14 protein-coding genes are annotated in these 15,548 nt (G+C 61.4%); 13 read left to right on the top strand and 1 reads right to left on the bottom strand.

Annotation, left to right across the window (positions count from 1 at the left end; genetic code table 11):
* Nucleotides 1-81: 81 nt before the first annotated feature.
* The 5 genes from AC5O5R_RS26045 to AC5O5R_RS26025 all read left to right on the top strand — a co-directional run bounded on the left by AC5O5R_RS26045 (nt 82) and on the right by AC5O5R_RS26025 (nt 5,453).
* Nucleotides 82-1,179, top strand: coding sequence for a polyamine ABC transporter substrate-binding protein (locus tag AC5O5R_RS26045; RefSeq protein WP_172219455.1), 1,098 nt, complete (start codon nt 82-84; stop codon nt 1,177-1,179).
* Between the two features lie 158 nt (nt 1,180-1,337).
* Nucleotides 1,338-2,432, top strand: a complete 1,095-nt coding sequence (locus AC5O5R_RS26040; protein WP_494514846.1) for a polyamine ABC transporter substrate-binding protein — start codon at nt 1,338-1,340, stop codon at nt 2,430-2,432.
* 71 nt (nt 2,433-2,503) lie between these two features.
* Nucleotides 2,504-3,646: a polyamine ABC transporter ATP-binding protein gene (gene potA, locus AC5O5R_RS26035; RefSeq protein ID WP_172219451.1), complete on the top strand. Its 1,143-nt coding sequence runs from the start codon at nt 2,504-2,506 to the stop codon at nt 3,644-3,646.
* Nucleotides 3,643-4,563 (top strand): ABC transporter permease subunit, encoded by a 921-nt coding sequence (locus AC5O5R_RS26030; RefSeq protein ID WP_172219449.1) that lies wholly within the window; start codon nt 3,643-3,645, stop codon nt 4,561-4,563. Before potA ends, AC5O5R_RS26030 begins: the two co-directional genes overlap by 4 nt.
* Nucleotides 4,560-5,453 carry an ABC transporter permease subunit gene (locus AC5O5R_RS26025; protein ID WP_172219447.1) on the top strand — a complete coding sequence of 298 codons (894 nt, stop codon included), beginning with the start codon at nt 4,560-4,562 and terminating at the stop codon, nt 5,451-5,453. The genes AC5O5R_RS26030 and AC5O5R_RS26025 overlap by 4 nt, the downstream gene beginning before the upstream one ends.
* Nucleotides 5,454-5,558: 105 nt before the next feature.
* Here the strand turns inward: AC5O5R_RS26025 and AC5O5R_RS26020 are convergent, their stop codons facing one another.
* Entirely contained in the window at nt 5,559-5,951 is a 393-nt protein-coding gene (locus tag AC5O5R_RS26020; RefSeq protein ID WP_494515482.1) for an REP-associated tyrosine transposase, read from the bottom strand.
* A gap of 523 nt (nt 5,952-6,474) precedes the next feature.
* Here AC5O5R_RS26020 and AC5O5R_RS26015 point away from each other — a divergent pair.
* The 8 genes from AC5O5R_RS26015 (at nt 6,475) to cysW (ending at nt 15,547) form a co-directional block, all read left to right on the top strand.
* Entirely contained in the window at nt 6,475-6,747 is a 273-nt protein-coding gene (locus AC5O5R_RS26015; RefSeq protein WP_494514845.1) for a DUF3077 domain-containing protein, read from the top strand.
* Between the two features lie 211 nt (nt 6,748-6,958).
* Nucleotides 6,959-8,047 (top strand): efflux RND transporter periplasmic adaptor subunit, encoded by a 1,089-nt coding sequence (locus AC5O5R_RS26010; RefSeq protein WP_172219441.1) that lies wholly within the window; start codon nt 6,959-6,961, stop codon nt 8,045-8,047.
* Entirely contained in the window at nt 8,044-9,111 is a 1,068-nt protein-coding gene (locus tag AC5O5R_RS26005) for an efflux RND transporter periplasmic adaptor subunit (protein ID WP_494511821.1), read from the top strand. The genes AC5O5R_RS26010 and AC5O5R_RS26005 overlap by 4 nt, the downstream gene beginning before the upstream one ends.
* A complete protein-coding gene (locus AC5O5R_RS26000; RefSeq protein WP_494514844.1) occupies nt 9,108-12,161 on the top strand; it encodes an efflux RND transporter permease subunit in 3,054 nt (1,017 codons plus the stop codon). Before AC5O5R_RS26005 ends, AC5O5R_RS26000 begins: the two co-directional genes overlap by 4 nt.
* Before the next feature lie 247 nt (nt 12,162-12,408).
* Complete coding sequence (oscA, locus tag AC5O5R_RS25995) at nt 12,409-12,591, top strand: sulfur starvation response protein OscA (protein WP_007975618.1); 183 nt, start codon at nt 12,409-12,411, stop codon at nt 12,589-12,591.
* Nucleotides 12,592-12,640: 49 nt separating this feature from the next.
* A complete protein-coding gene (locus tag AC5O5R_RS25990; protein WP_172285305.1) occupies nt 12,641-13,648 on the top strand; it encodes a sulfate ABC transporter substrate-binding protein in 1,008 nt (335 codons plus the stop codon).
* A gap of 196 nt (nt 13,649-13,844) precedes the next feature.
* Complete coding sequence (cysT, locus tag AC5O5R_RS25985) at nt 13,845-14,663, top strand: sulfate ABC transporter permease subunit CysT (protein ID WP_172230435.1); 819 nt, start codon at nt 13,845-13,847, stop codon at nt 14,661-14,663.
* A gap of 11 nt (nt 14,664-14,674) precedes the next feature.
* Nucleotides 14,675-15,547, top strand: a complete 873-nt coding sequence (gene cysW, locus AC5O5R_RS25980; RefSeq protein ID WP_172285307.1) for a sulfate ABC transporter permease subunit CysW — start codon at nt 14,675-14,677, stop codon at nt 15,545-15,547.
* Nucleotide 15,548: the final 1 nt, after the last annotated feature.

Genomic DNA, 15,548 nt, shown 5'->3' with positions numbered 1-15,548 from the left:
ACTGATCCAGTCGCCGCGCGCTCTGCACCGTGGGTCCTGGCTGCTGGACAGTTGCCAAATAAAAAATCTGGAGCATTACGCATGAATAAAATGGGTAAGACGTTGCTGGCCGCAGCCCTGATGGGTGCCATGGCTACTGCTGTTCAGGCTGAAGACAAAGTGTTGAACGTCTACAACTGGTCGGACTACATCGCTCCGGACACCATCGCCAAGTTCGAGAAGCAGTCTGGTATCAAGGTCAAGTACGACGTCTTCGACAGCAACGAAACCCTCGAAGCCAAGCTGCTGGCCGGCAAGTCGGGCTACGACGTTGTCGTACCGTCCAACAACTTCCTGGCCAAGCAGATCAAGGCTGGGGTGTACGAGGAACTGGACCGTTCCAAGCTGCCAAACTGGAAAAACCTCGACGAAGACCTGCTCAAGGCCGTCGGTGATGCCAGCGACAAGGACAACAAGCACGCCTTCCCGTACATGTGGGGCTCCATCGGTATCGGCTACAACCCGGAGAAGGTCAAGGCTGCGCTGGGCGTGGACAAGATCGACTCGTGGGACGTGGTGTTCAAGCCCGAGAACATCGCCAAGCTCAAGAGCTGTGGCGTGAGCTTCCTCGATGCACCAACCGAGATGATCCCGGCCGCGCTGCACTACCTGGGCCTGCCGAGCAACAGCACCAAGAAAGAAGACCTGAAGGCCGCTGAAGACCTGTTCCTGAAGATTCGTCCTTCGATCACCTACTTCCACTCGTCCAAGTACATTGGCGACATGGCCAACGGCAACATCTGCGTAGCCGTGGGTTACTCGGGTGACCTGGAGCAGTCCAAGGCCCGCGCCCATGAAGCCGGCGACAAGGTCAAAGTGGACTACGTCATTCCGAAAGAAGGTGCCGGTACCTTCTACGACATGGTCGCCATCCCCAAGGATGCCGAGCACAAAGACGCCGCCTACCAGTTCATGAACTTCCTGATGCAGCCGGAAATCATGGCTGAAATCACCAATGCCGTGCGCTTCCCGAATGGCAACAAGGCAGCCACCCCGATGGTGGATAAGGATATTTCCGGCGACCCGAGCATCTACCCGCCAGCAGACGTGAAGAAGCAGCTGTATGCGATTGCCGCGCCAGACGCCTCGGTGCAGCGTTTGATCACCCGCAGCTGGACCAGGATCAAGTCGGGTAAATAAGCCCGATGCAGCGCCTCTGGGCCGGGGTTTTCCGGCCCAGAGCCAGTGAAAGGCAATTGATGATTGCGGCATCGAAGCTGCGAAGGTAAGTTGCGCGCCGGTTTTGCGTGTGCGGCAGCACTGTCGCTACCCAGGCACTGATTGTGAGGACCACCCACTTGTCTATTTCTGTATTCCGCAAGGCCCTTATGGCTGGCGCGGGCCTGACGCTGGCATGCAGCGTCCAAGCGGCGCCTACGGTGCACTTCTACAACTGGTCCGACTACATCGGCCCGACCACACTCGCGGACTTCGAGAAAGACACGGGCATCAAGCCCGTGCAGGACGTCTTCGACTCCAACGAAACCCTGGAAGGCAAACTGCTGGCCGGCAACACCGGCTATGACGTGGTCGTGCCGTCCAACCATTTCCTCGGCAAGCAGATCAAGGCGGGCGCGTTCCAGCAGCTCGACAAGCACCTGCTGCCCAATTTTGCCAACCTCGACCCGGCGCTGATGAAGCGCCTGGAAAAGAACGATCCCGGCAACCAGTACGCCGTGCCTTACCTGTGGGGCACCAACGGCATCGGCTACAACGTCGAGAAGGTGAAGGCTGCGCTGGGCGTGGACACCATCGACTCCTGGGCCGTGTTGTTCGAACCCGAGAACATGAAGAAGCTCTCCAAGTGCGGTGTTGCGTTCCTCGACTCGGCGGACGAAATGCTGCCGGCGGTGCTCAACTATATGGGGCTCAACCCCAACAGCACCGACCCCAAGGACTACGCCAAGGCCGAACAGAAGCTGCTGGCCGTGCGCCCGTACGTGACCTACTTCCACTCGTCCAAATACATCACCGACCTGGCCAACGGCGACATCTGCGTCGCGGCAGGCTTCTCGGGTGACATCTTCCAGGCCAAGGCCCGCGCCGAAGAAGCGAAGAAGGGCGTGAACCTGGCCTACGCCATTCCCAAGGAAGGCGGCAACCTCTGGTTCGACGTACTGGCGATCCCCAAGGACGCCAGGAACGTCAAGGAGGCGCACGCCTTCATCAACTATTTGCTGAAGCCTGAGGTTATCGCCCAGGTCAGTGATTACGTCGGTTACGCCAACCCGAACCCCAAGGCTGGCGACCTGATGGACCAGGCCGTGAGGACTGACGCCGCGGTTTACCCACCGCAGGAAGTGCTGGACAAGATGTTCGTGAACTCAGAGTTGCCACCCAAGGTGCAACGGCTGATGACCCGTAGCTGGACCAAGGTCAAGTCGGGCAAGTAAAAATCCAGGCCCGCCGCGGCTCCTGCAGAACAGGCCGCGCGGGCACAAAAATCTTGTTGGGAGTTTCACTCATGGCAGTTGCCTCCGGTGCCTATAAGAAAGCCCTCGAGGGTGGCCAGCAACCCAAGCAGGTGCTGGTCAAGATCGACCGGGTCACGAAGAAGTTCGACGAAACGATAGCCGTGGACGATGTGTCCCTGGAAATCCGCAAAGGCGAGATCTTCGCCCTGCTGGGAGGCTCCGGCTCTGGCAAGTCCACCTTGCTGCGCATGCTGGCGGGCTTCGAGCGCCCGACCGAAGGGCGGATTTTCCTCGATGGCGTCGACATCACCGATATGCCGCCTTACGAGCGGCCGATCAACATGATGTTCCAGTCCTATGCGCTGTTCCCGCACATGACCGTGGCGCAGAACATCGCCTTCGGCCTGCAGCAGGACAAGATGGCCAAGGCCGAGATCGATGCCCGCGTGGCCGAGATGCTCAAGCTGGTGCACATGTCCCAGTACGCCAAACGCAAGCCGCACCAGCTGTCCGGTGGCCAGCGCCAGCGCGTGGCCCTGGCCCGCTCCCTGGCCAAGCGCCCCAAGCTGCTGCTGCTCGATGAGCCGATGGGTGCACTGGACAAGAAGCTGCGTTCGCAGATGCAGCTGGAACTGGTGGAGATCATCGAGCGCGTAGGCGTGACCTGCGTGATGGTGACCCACGACCAGGAAGAGGCCATGACCATGGCCCAGCGCATCGCCATCATGCACCTGGGCTGGATCGCCCAGATTGGCTCGCCTGTGGATATCTACGAGACGCCGACCAGCCGCCTGGTGTGCGAGTTCATCGGCAACGTCAACCTGTTCGAGGGCGACGTGGTCGACGACGCCGAAGGCCACGCGATCATTGCCAGCCCGGAACTGGAGCGCAAGATCTACGTCGGCCACGGCATCACCACGTCGGTGGAAGACAAGCACATCACCTACGCCCTGCGCCCGGAAAAACTGCTGGTCACCACTACCCAGCCGGATTTCGAGCACAACTGGTCGCGCGGCAAGGTCCACGACATCGCCTACCTGGGTGGCCATTCGGTGTTCTACGTGGAGCTGCCGAGTGGCAAGGTGGTTCAGTCATTCGTCGCCAACGCCGAGCGCCAGGGCACCCGCCCGACCTGGGGCGATGAAGTGTACGTGTGGTGGGAAGACGACAGCGGCGTGGTACTGCGGTCATGAAACTGCGCAAGCTCAAGCGAGCCTTCCAGCGCCTCACCCCGGAGGGGCGGCACCTGGTGATCGGCGTGCCGTTCATCTGGCTGTTCCTGTTCTTCATGCTGCCGTTCTTCATCGTGCTGAAGATCAGCTTTGCCGAAGCCGACGTGGCGATCCCGCCGTACACCGAAATCTACAGCTACGTCGAAGACAAGATCCAGCTGGTGCTCAACCTGGCCAACTACGGCCTGCTGACCGAGGATGAGCTGTACCTCTCAGCCTACCTGGGCTCGCTGAAGATGGCGTTCTTCAGCACGCTGCTGTGCCTGCTGATCGGCTACCCGATGGCCTACTCCATCGCCAATGCCAAAAAGGAGACCCAGACGGTCCTGCTGCTGCTGATCATGATGCCGACCTGGACCGCGATCCTGATCCGCGTCTATGCCTGGATGGGCATCCTCAGCAACAACGGCCTGCTCAACGGCTTCCTGCTGTGGACCGGGTTGATCGACCAGCCGCTGCAGATCCTCAACACCAACCTGGCGGTGTACATCGGTGTGGTCTATTCGTACCTGCCGTTCATGATCCTGCCGCTGTTCGCCAACCTGGTGAAACACGACCAGAGCTTGCTGGAGGCTGCTTCGGACCTGGGTTCGAGCACCTTCAACAGCTTCTGGAAGATCACCGTTCCGCTGTCCAAGAACGGCATCATCGCCGGCTGCATGCTGGTATTCATCCCGGTGGTGGGCGAGTTCGTGATCCCTGAACTGCTCGGCGGCCCGGAAACCCTGATGATCGGCAAGGTACTGTGGCAGGAGTTCTTCAACAACCGTGACTGGCCGGTGGCATCCGCGCTGGCAGTAGTGATGCTGGCGATCCTGATCGTACCGATCCTGCTGTTCAACCGCAGCCAGGCCAAAGAGATGGAGGGCAGGGCATGAAGCGCTTCAGTTTCTCCAAGCTGATGCTGGTGCTCGGCTTGCTGTTCATCTACCTGCCGATGCTGATCCTGGTGATCTACTCGTTCAACGCCTCCAAGCTGGTGACGGTGTGGGGCGGCTGGTCGGTGAAGTGGTACGTCGGCCTGCTCGACAACACCCAGTTGATGGGCTCGGTGATGCGCTCGCTGGAAATCGCCTGCTACACGGCGGTGGCAGCGGTGGCGCTGGGTACCCTGGCGGCGTTCGTGCTGACCCGGGTCACCCGCTTCAAGGGCCGCACGCTGTTCGGTGGCCTGGTCACCGCGCCGCTGGTGATGCCCGAGGTGATCACCGGTCTGTCGCTGTTGCTGCTGTTCGTGGCCATGGCACAGATGATCGGTTGGCCGCAGGAGCGCGGCATCGTCACCATCTGGATCGCCCACACCACGTTCTGTGCGGCATATGTGGCGGTGGTGGTGTCGGCACGTTTGCGCGAGCTGGACCTGTCGATCGAGGAAGCGGCAATGGACCTGGGTGCCAAGCCGTGGAAGGTGTTCTTCCTGATCACCATTCCGATGATCGCGCCATCGCTGGCGGCGGGCGGCATGATGTCGTTTGCCCTGTCGCTGGATGATCTGGTTCTGGCCAGCTTCGTGTCCGGCCCGGGTTCGACCACCTTGCCGATGGAAGTGTTCTCGGCGGTGCGCTTGGGCGTGAAGCCGGAGATCAACGCCGTAGCCAGTCTGATTCTGCTGTCGGTATCGCTGGTGACCTTCTTTGTCTGGTTCTTTAGCCGCCGCGCCGAAGAGCGTCGCCGCAAGGCGATTCAGCAGGCGATCGAGGAGGGTGCTGCGGCCAATGCTTCGCAGCCGCAGGTCCGGCGCCCGACGCAGGTGGCTGCTTCGGCCTGATCCGGCCCCTTCGCGGGTGAACCCGCTCCCACAGGGACAACACTGCCTTGAGGCCTGTGATATTCCTGTGGGAGCGGGTTCACCCGCGAATGCCCCAGCACATGTTCAAAGCCAGACTGCATCCCAATGTGGATAGTCCCTGACACTGCTGACCAGGCCAGCTCGCAACGGATTGGCAACGATGTACCTGGCGAAATCCACCATGTTTTCTTCCCTTCTGAGTGCCCGGTCCTGATACCCGGGTTGCCAAACCGGATCATGCTCAACCCCTGCCCGATGCAACACCAGACTGGACCTGGATTTGAATCTTCGCATCAAGGTCCCCAGCGTCGTACCTTTCAACTCAATCAGCCAATGCAGATGGTCCGGCATCAGCACCCAAGCCAATGATCGGCAGGAATGTTCCTCATCCGACTGCCGCAGTTGGTGTATGACCAGTCGAGCATGGTGGAAGTCCTGGAACAGTGGCTTGCGCTGGTGGGTGACGGTGGTTAGCAGATAGAGCCTGCCAAGCTCGGATTAGCGACCACGGCGAAGCAGGTGAGACTGGGCCCGAGGCATTGGTTTCTTCCTTGAAAAGCAGGTGAGCTTTCAAAGGTAGTGGTTGGGAGACAGATACTGTGTAGAGGATGGTTTCTGGATGTGGCAGACGCTTTGGTGGCAATACCGGCCTCTTCGCGGGTAAACCCGCGAAGAGGCCCTCACGGCGTACGACTTTTCATCAACTCAAACCCAAAGCTTCATTCGGGTCAGCTTGGGAATTATCCTACGAGCCGCGTGGAAGCTGCTCTGTTGTAGGGGAAATGCCCCAGGGATAACGTCGTTAGGTCGCCAAGCAAGGCGACCGGGTGTGAGAACCCGCTCGATGTTGAACGGGCTTCCTGTCATGGCGGCCTTACGTGGGCAGGCTTCGGTCTGGCCGGGTTCAATGTCCTCGGTTTCTCACCCCACGTTCGGCTGCCACCCCTTGTCCGTGAGAAAGACGAGTTGGTGGTCCAATTAACGACATTGGATTCCAACCATGACAAAGCACGCTCCAGATCACCCAGAAAACAGCAGCACCGTCGGCCAGGCAACCTGCATGGACCTGTTCCGTGTCCCGGCCAACATCCCCTTCAATCATGCTTTCTCCGAACTCTCCGTTATGCTCGGCTGCATCACTCACCTGACAACCGAAGCCGAGATGGAAAATGACCGGCTTGCTGGTAGTGCAGCAAGAATTCTCAGTGGCTTTGCCAAAGCTTTGATCGATGACATCGAGCTGGGGCTGAACAAGGCTTCAGTACAGGTTTGACCTGTACCGGCCTCTTTGCGGGTAAACCCGCTCCCACAGGGAAATCACAGCCTTCGAGTGGGTAGTGTCTGTGGGAGCGGGTTCACCCGCGAAGAGGCCCGGGCAGACGCCGACAATGCCGAACTGAGCCCCACCAGTGATGTTTATCGAACCCTGAACTACGCTAACAGTCGCATTACACGAATCATTTGCGCGCAAGCTAGGAGCCTGCATGTCGCTCACGCGTCCGCTGTTGGTCGTTGGTCTGGGGCTGGTTGTTCTGCTCGCGGGCTGTAGCAAAGAGGAAGCGCCCGAGGTGTTGCCGCGGGTCGGGGTCCTGCGGGTCGAACCCACTGATTTCGCTGCCAGGGTCACCCTGACCGGCGATGTTCAGGCGCGGGTGCAGACCGACCTGTCGTTCCGCGTGGGCGGCAAGATCATTTCGCGCAGCGTCGACGTGGGCGACCACGTCAAGGCCAACCAGGTGCTGGCGCGGCTGGACCCGAAAGACCTGCAGAACAACGTCAATTCAGCCAAGGCCGAGGTATTCGCAGCCCAGGCGCGTGTGACGCAAACCGCTGCCGCTTTCGTGCGCCAGCAAAAACTGCTGCCCAAGGGCTACACCAGCCAGAGCGAATACGATTCCGCCCAGGCCGCGTTGCTGAGCAACCAGAGTGCCCTCAAGGCGGCGCAGGCACAGCTGGCCAACGCCAACGAGCAGTTGAGCTACACCGCACTGGTGTCCGAGGCCGATGGGGTGATTACCGAACGCCAGGCCGAGGTGGGTCAGGTGGTGCAGGCGACCATGCCGATCTTCAGCCTCGCCCGCGATGGCGACCGGGACGCGGTGTTCAACGTCTATGAGTCACTGCTGGTGGCGCCGCCGAGCGATGCCGGGGTAATCGTCAGCCTGCTGGACGACCCGAAGGTCAAGGCCCAGGGCTTCGTCCGCGAAATCACCCCTACCGTGTCCGCGCAAAGTGGCACGGTGCAGGTCAAGGTGGCATTGAAAGATGTGCCACCGGGCATGCAGCTGGGCGCCCCGGTGACTGCCACCACCAATGCCCAGGGCCGCCCGAGCATCGAGCTGCCATGGTCGGCACTGACCAAGGCCTTGCATGAACCCGCGGTATGGGTGGTGGGCGAGGGCGACAAGGCTGAACTGCGCAAGGTAGAGGTGTCGCGTTATCTTACCGGCAAAGTGGTGATTGCCAGTGGCATCAAGGGCGGTGAGACCGTGGTGGTAAGCGGTGGGCAGCTGTTGCACCCCGACATGAAGGTGGAAAAAGTCGATGCCAAGGCCGGGGGAGCTGCACCATGAAAAAGCCCCTGTGGATGCTTGCTGCCAGCTTGCTGCTGGCAGCCTGCGGCAGTGAAGAAAAAGCCCCCGAGCCTGTTCGCCCGGTGTTGTCGGTAAAGGTCGAGCCGCAGGTCCAGGCCCAGTTGGGGCGCTTTGCCGGCAACATTCAGGCGCGCTTCGAAAGCACCCTGGGCTTTCGCGTGGGTGGGCGTATCGCCCGCCGCTGGCTCGACGTTGGCGCCCAGGTAAAGCCGGGCGACACCCTGGCCACCCTCGACCCGACCGATCAACAGAACCAGTTGCGCGCCGCCGAAGGCGACCTGGCCAGGGTGCAGGCGCAGTGGATAAACGCCCAGGCCGATGCCCGCCGCCAACAGCAGCTGTACGACCGTGGCGTCGGCGCCCAGGCCCAGCTGGATATTGCCCAGACCAACCTGAAAACCACCGGCGCGTCGCTGGAGCAGGCGCGCTCAGCGGTCAGCCAGGCCCGCGACCAGCTCGACTACAGCACCCTGCGCAGCGACCACGCCGCTGTTATCACCGCCTGGCAGGCCGAGGCCGGGCAGACCGTCACTGCAGGTCAGGCTGTCGTCACCCTGGCCCGCCCGGATGTGAAGGAGGCCGTGATCGACCTGCCAATCGGCCTGGCCGAGCAGCTGGACAAGAACCTTGCCTTTACCGTCGCCTCGCAGCTGGACCCGACCATCAACACCACTGCCACCCTGCGCGAGCTTGAACCCCAGGCCGACGCCACCACGCGCACAAGGCGCGCCCGCCTGACGCTGGCCAGTACCCCCGCCGCGTTCCACCTGGGCACCGCCATCAGCGTGACCTTGAGCTCGCAGGTGACACCGCGCAGCGAGTTGCCCTTGAGCGCCCTGCTGGAACGGGACGGCAAGACCCAGGTATGGGTGATCGATACCCAGCAGAAAACCGTGGCCACCCGTGATGTAGCCCTGCTCGAGCGCACCGCAGACAGCATTATCCTTACCTCCGGCGTGCAGCCCGGGGAGCGGGTGGTGACTGCGGGGGTGAACAGCCTCAAGCCTGGCCAGAAGGTCGCCTTCGACGAGGATGCGCAATGAAAGGAAGCTTCAACCTGTCCGAATGGGCGCTCAAGCATCAGTCGTTCGTCTGGTACCTGATGTTCGTCGGTTTGCTGATGGGGATTTTCTCGTACTTCAACCTGGGCCGCGAGGAAGACCCGTCGTTCACCATCAAGACCATGGTCATTCAGACCCGCTGGCCCGGCGCCACCCAGGACGAAACCCTGTATCAGGTCACCGACCGTATCGAGAAGAAGCTGGAGGAGCTGGATTCCCTCGATTACGTGAAGAGCTACACTCGGCCGGGCGAGTCCACGGTCTACGTTTACCTGCGCGATACCACCAAGGCCAGGAACATCCCCGACATCTGGTACCAGGTGCGCAAGAAGATCCAGGACATCCGCGGGGAATTCCCCTCGGGCATCCAGGGGCCGGGTTTCAACGATGAATTCGGTGACGTGTACGGCTCGATCTATGCGTTCACGGCCGATGGCCTGACCCTGCGCCAGTTGCGCGATTACGTGGAGCAGGCCCGCGCCGAAGTGCGAGAAGTCCCCAATATCGGCAAGATCGAGATGGTCGGCACCCAGGACGAAGTGCTCTACCTCAACTTCTCCACCCGCAAGCTGGCCGCTCTGGGCATTGACCAGCGCCAGGTGATGCAGGCCCTGCAGTCGCAGAACGCGGTTACCCCCGCCGGCGTGATCGAGGCCGGGCCGGAGCGTATTTCAGTGCGCACCACCGGGCAGTTCGCGTCGGAAAAAGACCTGCAATCAGTCAACCTGCGCATCAACGACCGTTTCTTCCGCCTGGCCGATATCGCCGACATCGAACGCGGGTACACCGACCCACCTTCACCCATGTTCCGCTACAACGGCCAGACCGCCATCGGCCTGGCCATCGGCATGAAAGCCGGTGGCAATATCCAGGTGTTCGGCGAGGCGTTGAAGAAGAAGATGGACCGCATCACCAACGACTTGCCGGTGGGGATCGGCGTGCATACCGTTTCCGACCAGGCAGTGGTGGTGAAGAAGGCGGTCGGCGGTTTCACCAGTGCGCTGTTCGAGGCCGTGATCATCGTGCTGGCGGTGAGCTTCGTCAGCCTGGGGGTCCGCGCCGGGCTGGTGGTAGCCTGTTCGATCCCGTTGGTGCTGGCCATGGTCTTTGTATTCATGGAATACAGCGGCATCACCATGCAGCGGATTTCCCTTGGCGCGCTGATCATCGCGCTGGGCCTGCTGGTGGATGACGCCATGATCACCGTCGAGGTCATGGTCACGCGCCTGGAGATGGGTGAGAGCAAGGAGCAGGCGGCGACGTTCGCCTACACCTCCACGGCGTTCCCGATGCTTACCGGCACCCTGGTGACGGTGGCCGGCTTTGTGCCGATCGGGCTCAATGCCAGCTCGGCAGGCGAATACACCTTCACCTTGTTCGCGGTAATCGCCGTGGCCTTGATTGTGTCGTGGGTGGTGGCGGTGTTCTTTGCACCGGTGCTCGGCGTGCATATCCTCAACAGCAAGAAAATGAAGGCCCATGACAGCGAACCTGGCCGTGTCGGCCGAGGGTTCGAACATGGCCTGCTGTGGTGCATGCGCCATCGCTGGTTGACCATCGTCGGCACCATCGTGCTGTTCGTGCTCTCGGTGTTCTGCATGCGCTTCGTGCAGAACCAGTTTTTCCCGTCTTCGGACCGCCCGGAAATCCTCGTCGATCTGAACCTGCCGCAGAACGCCTCCATCGAAGAAACCCGCAAAGTGGTCGATCGCTTTGAAGCCACCTTCAAGGATGACCCGGAAATCGTCAGCTGGAGCACCTACATCGGCCAGGGCGCGATCCGCTTCTACCTGCCGCTCGACCAGCAACTGCAGAACCCGTACTACGCGCAGTTCGTCATCGTCAGCAAAGGCCTGGAAGAGCGCGGCGAGTTGATGGCACGCCTGCAGAAGCGCCTGCACGAAGACTTTGTCGGCATCGGCACCAACGTGCAGTCGCTGGAGATGGGCCCGCCTGTGGGGCGGCCGATCCAGTACCGGGTCAGCGGCAAGGACATCGACCAGGTGCGCAAGCACGCCATCGAGCTGGCGACCTTGCTCGACCAGGACCCGCACATTGGTGAAATGATCTACGACTGGAACGAGCCCGGTAAGGTCCTGCGCATTGAAATCGCCCAGGACAAGGCACGCCAGCTAGGGCTTTCGTCCGAGGACGTGGCCAACGTGATGAACAGCATCGTCAGTGGCGTGCCGATTACCCAGGTCAACGACAACATCTATCTGATCGATGTGGTTGCCCGCGCCGAAGACAGCGAGCGCGGCTCGCCTGATACCTTGCAGAACCTGCAGATCCTGACCCCCAACGGTACCTCGATTCCGCTGCTGTCTTTTGCCACCGTGCGCTACGAGCTGGAGCAGCCCTTGGTATGGCGACGTGATCGCAAACCGACCATTACCATCAAGGCCTCGGTGAGCGGCGAAATCCAGCCGACCGACCTGGTAGCCCAGCTGAAGCCGAAAATCGATGAGTTCGCCAGCAAGCTGCCGGTGGGCTACGAAGTGGCCACGGGCGGTACTGTGGAAGAAAGCAGCAAGGCCCAAGGGCCGATTGCGGCGGTGATCCCGCTGATGCTGTTCCTGATGGCGACATTCCTGATGATTCAGCTGCACAGCGTGCAGAAGCTGTTCCTGGTGGTCAGTGTGGCGCCGCTGGGGCTGATTGGCGTGGTGCTGGCGCTCGTACCGACGGGCACGCCGATGGGCTTCGTGGCGATTCTCGGCATCCTCGCGCTGGCGGGCATTATCATTCGCAACTCGGTCATCCTGGTGACCCAGATCGACGAGTTCGAAGCGCAGGGCTACTCGCCCTGGGATGCAGTGGTGGAGGCCACCAACCACCGGCGGCGACCTATTCTGCTGACCGCAGCGGCCGCCAGCCTGGGCATGATCCCGATTGCCCGTGAGGTGTTCTGGGGGCCGATGGCGTACGCCATGATCGGCGGGATCATCGTCGCGACCCTGCTGACGTTGCTGTTCCTGCCGGCCTTGTATGTGGCCTGGTACAAGATCCGCGAGCCTGAAAAACACAACTGAAGCCTTGTACGGACCCTGTGGGAGCGGGTTCACCCGCGAATACGATGGTGAAACCACCGCCGCATTCGCGGGTGAACCCGCTCCCACAGGGGCTTGCATTCCCGTCAAGATGGTCTTTTATTTGGTTATATAAAAATTCTTAAACAGTATTTTTAAGAATAATCCCGCCTCACTACTATTGCCCTCAAGCCAGGCAATAACCCCCCTTCAAACCCCTGCCCGGCACCTCACTCCAAGGAGAACGAGCATGAGTGCATCGCTGCGTAGCGTCGACGGTCAGGACGAAGCCACCATTCTGCGTGAAATCCAGAGCGCCCTGCGCGATCTGCGCTTTGGTGCGGTGGAGATCACCGTGCACAACGCCCAGGTGGTGCAGATCGAACGCAAGGAGAAGTTCCGCCTGCAACAGCCAGGCAACAAGCCCGGCTGATCGCACCACACCATTCAAAATTAGAAAAATGCCAATCGGGAGCTTCACCATGTCCATCCGCCGTTATGCGCTCGCCGCCCTGGCCAGTGCTGTTTTTGCCGGTTCCGCCATCGCCAAGGACTACGAACTGCTGAACGTGTCCTACGACCCGACCCGTGAGCTGTACCAGCAGTACAACGCCGAGTTCATCAAACACTGGCAGCAGGCCCACCCGGACGACAAGGTGAAGATCCAGCAATCCCATGGTGGCTCGGGCAAGCAGGGCCGTGCGGTGATCGACGGCCTGCGCGCCGACGTGGTGACCCTGGCCCTGGCCGGCGATATCGACGAAATCGCCAAGCTCGGCAAGACCCTGCCGGACGACTGGCAGACCCGGCTGCCGGATGCCAGCACCCCGTACACTTCGACCATCGTGTTCCTAGTGCGCAAGGGCAACCCGAAAGGCATCAAGGACTGGGGCGACCTGATCAAGAAGGACGTGTCGGTCATCACCCCCAACCCGAAAACCTCCGGTGGCGCACGCTGGAACTTCCTCGCCGCCTGGGCCTACGGGCTGAAGGCCGGCGGTAGCGAGAACAAGGCCAAGGCCTATGTGCAAGAGCTGTTCAAGCACGTGCCGGTACTGGATACCGGTGCCCGCGGCTCGACCATCACCTTCGTCAACAACGGCCAGGGCGACGTGTTGCTGGCCTGGGAAAACGAAGCCTTCCTGGCGCTGAAGGAAGACGGTGGTGCCGACAAGTTCGAGATCGTCGTGCCGTCGCTGTCGATCCTCGCCGAACCGCCGGTGGCCGTGGTCGACAAGAACGCCGAGAAGAAGGGCAACACCGAGATCGCCACCGAGTACCTCAAGCACCTTTACAGCCCGGCGGGGCAGAAGATTGCTGCGGAGAACTTCTATCGCCCGCGTGACGAGAAGGTGGCTGCCGAGTTCGGCAAGCAGTTCCCGAAACTCGACCTGGTGACCATCGACAAAGACTTCGGTGGCTGGAAGACTGCACAGCCGAAATTCTTCAATGATGGCGGTGTGTTCGACCAGATCTATCAGGCACAGTAAAGGCCACGGAAAAGCGGGGCCGCTTTGCGGCCTATCGCCGGCCAGCCAGCTCCCCAGGAATCGCGCAGCTCTCAGGCCTGTGTTAATCCTGTGGGAGCTGGCTTGCCGGCGATGGGCTGCGCAGCAGCCCCAGGATTCAGGATCCTGCACCGCCCCGGCCTGAGCCGGGGCTTGGTGCGTTCAACCAGGGATATTTATGTCACGTCGCATTTCCCCCGTCATACCCGGCTTCGGGCTGACGCTGGGCTACACCTTGGTGTACCTCAGCCTGATTGTGCTGATACCGCTGGCGGCCATGTTCATTCATGCCTCGCAGCTGACCTTCGAGCAGTTCTGGACCATCATCAGTGCGCCACGGGTGATCGCTGCACTCAAGCTGAGCTTCGGCACCGCGCTGTTCGCCGCCATCATCAACGGTGTGATCGGCACCCTGCTGGCGTGGGTGCTGGTGCGCTACACGTTCCCCGGGCGCAAGATCATCGATGCGATGATCGACCTGCCGTTCGCCCTGCCTACCGCCGTTGCCGGTATCGCCCTGACCGCCCTGTACGCCCCCCAAGGCTGGGTCGGCCAGTTCGCCACCGACCTGGGCTTCAAGATCGCCTACACCCCGCTGGGCATCACCCTGGCGCTGACCTTCGTCACCCTGCCGTTCGTGGTGCGCACGGTGCAGCCGGTACTGGCCGATATCCCGCGTGAAGTGGAAGAGGCCGCCGCCTGCCTGGGGGCCAAGCCGCTGCAGGTGTTCCGCCATGTGCTGGCGCCGGCGCTGTTGCCGGCCTGGCTCACCGGCTTTGCCCTGGCCTTCGCCCGGGGCGTTGGCGAGTACGGTTCGGTGATCTTCATTGCCGGCAACATGCCGATGAAGACCGAGATTCTGCCGCTGCTGATCATGGTCAAGCTCGACCAGTACGACTACACCGGCGCGACCGCCATCGGCGTGCTGATGCTGGTGGTTTCCTTCATCCTGCTGCTGCTGATCAACTTGCTGCAGCGCCGCATCGAAACCCCTTGAAGGAGGCCGGCATGTCCAGTTCATCCCTGAGTGCAAACGCCGCCGCCAACGCCGCCCGCAGGGGCAGCGCCACGTCGCGGCGCATCCTGATCGGCCTTGGCTGGCTGGTCTTCGCGCTGTTCTTGCTGCTGCCGCTGGTGATCGTGGTATCGCAGGCGCTGAAAAACGGCTTTGGCACCTTCTTCGAGGCGATCTTCGAGCCTGATGCCTTGTCCGCCCTGAAGCTGACCCTGCTCGCCGTGGTCATCTCCGTGCCGTTGAACCTGGTGTTCGGCGTCAGCGCTGCCTGGTGCGTGAGCAAGTACAGCTTCCGTGGCAAGAGCATTTTGGTCACCCTGATCGACCTGCCGTTCTCGGTGTCGCCGGTCATCGCCGGCCTGGTCTACGTGCTGATGTTCGGTGCGCAAGGTCTGTTCGGTCCGTGGCTGCAGGACCACGACATCCAGATCGTGTTCGCCTTGCCGGGCATCGTCCTCGCGACCATCTTCGTTACCGTGCCGTTCGTGGCCCGCGAGCTGATCCCGCTGATGCAGGAGCAGGGTACCCAGGAAGAGGAGGCTGCACGCCTGCTCGGTGCCAATGGCTGGCAGATGTTCTGGCACGTGACCCTGCCGAACATCAAGTGGGGCCTGATCTACGGCGTGGTGCTGTGCACCGCCCGGGCCATGGGCGAGTTTGGCGCGGTGTCGGTGGTTTCCGGCCACATTCGCGGCGTGACCAACACCTTGCCGTTGCACGTGGAGATCCTCTACAACGAGTACAACCACGTGGCGGCCTTCAGCGTGGCCAGCCTGTTGCTGATCCTGGCGCTCTTCATCCTGCTGCTCAAGCAGTGGAGCGAGAACCGTATTAACCGCCTGCGCCACAGCGCCGCGGAGGAATGAT

Source organism: Pseudomonas sp. 8_5_2 (genome assembly GCF_059295255.1).
The sequence above is the reverse complement of the archived record's forward strand: the minus strand, read 5'-3'. Positions and strand labels throughout refer to the sequence as shown.

Coding starts and splice junctions, on each gene's coding strand:
- AC5O5R_RS26045 (WP_172219455.1), top strand. CDS start 82: ATGAATAAAATGGGTAAGACGTTGCTGGCCGCAGCCCTGATGGGTGCC.
- potA (WP_172219451.1), top strand. CDS start 2,504: ATGGCAGTTGCCTCCGGTGCCTATAAGAAAGCCCTCGAGGGTGGCCAG.
- AC5O5R_RS26030 (WP_172219449.1), top strand. CDS start 3,643: ATGAAACTGCGCAAGCTCAAGCGAGCCTTCCAGCGCCTCACCCCGGAG.
- AC5O5R_RS26025 (WP_172219447.1), top strand. CDS start 4,560: ATGAAGCGCTTCAGTTTCTCCAAGCTGATGCTGGTGCTCGGCTTGCTG.
- AC5O5R_RS26015 (WP_494514845.1), top strand. CDS start 6,475: ATGACAAAGCACGCTCCAGATCACCCAGAAAACAGCAGCACCGTCGGC.
- AC5O5R_RS26010 (WP_172219441.1), top strand. CDS start 6,959: ATGTCGCTCACGCGTCCGCTGTTGGTCGTTGGTCTGGGGCTGGTTGTT.
- AC5O5R_RS26005 (WP_494511821.1), top strand. CDS start 8,044: ATGAAAAAGCCCCTGTGGATGCTTGCTGCCAGCTTGCTGCTGGCAGCC.
- AC5O5R_RS26000 (WP_494514844.1), top strand. CDS start 9,108: ATGAAAGGAAGCTTCAACCTGTCCGAATGGGCGCTCAAGCATCAGTCG.
- oscA (WP_007975618.1), top strand. CDS start 12,409: ATGAGTGCATCGCTGCGTAGCGTCGACGGTCAGGACGAAGCCACCATT.
- AC5O5R_RS25990 (WP_172285305.1), top strand. CDS start 12,641: ATGTCCATCCGCCGTTATGCGCTCGCCGCCCTGGCCAGTGCTGTTTTT.
- cysT (WP_172230435.1), top strand. CDS start 13,845: ATGTCACGTCGCATTTCCCCCGTCATACCCGGCTTCGGGCTGACGCTG.
- cysW (WP_172285307.1), top strand. CDS start 14,675: ATGTCCAGTTCATCCCTGAGTGCAAACGCCGCCGCCAACGCCGCCCGC.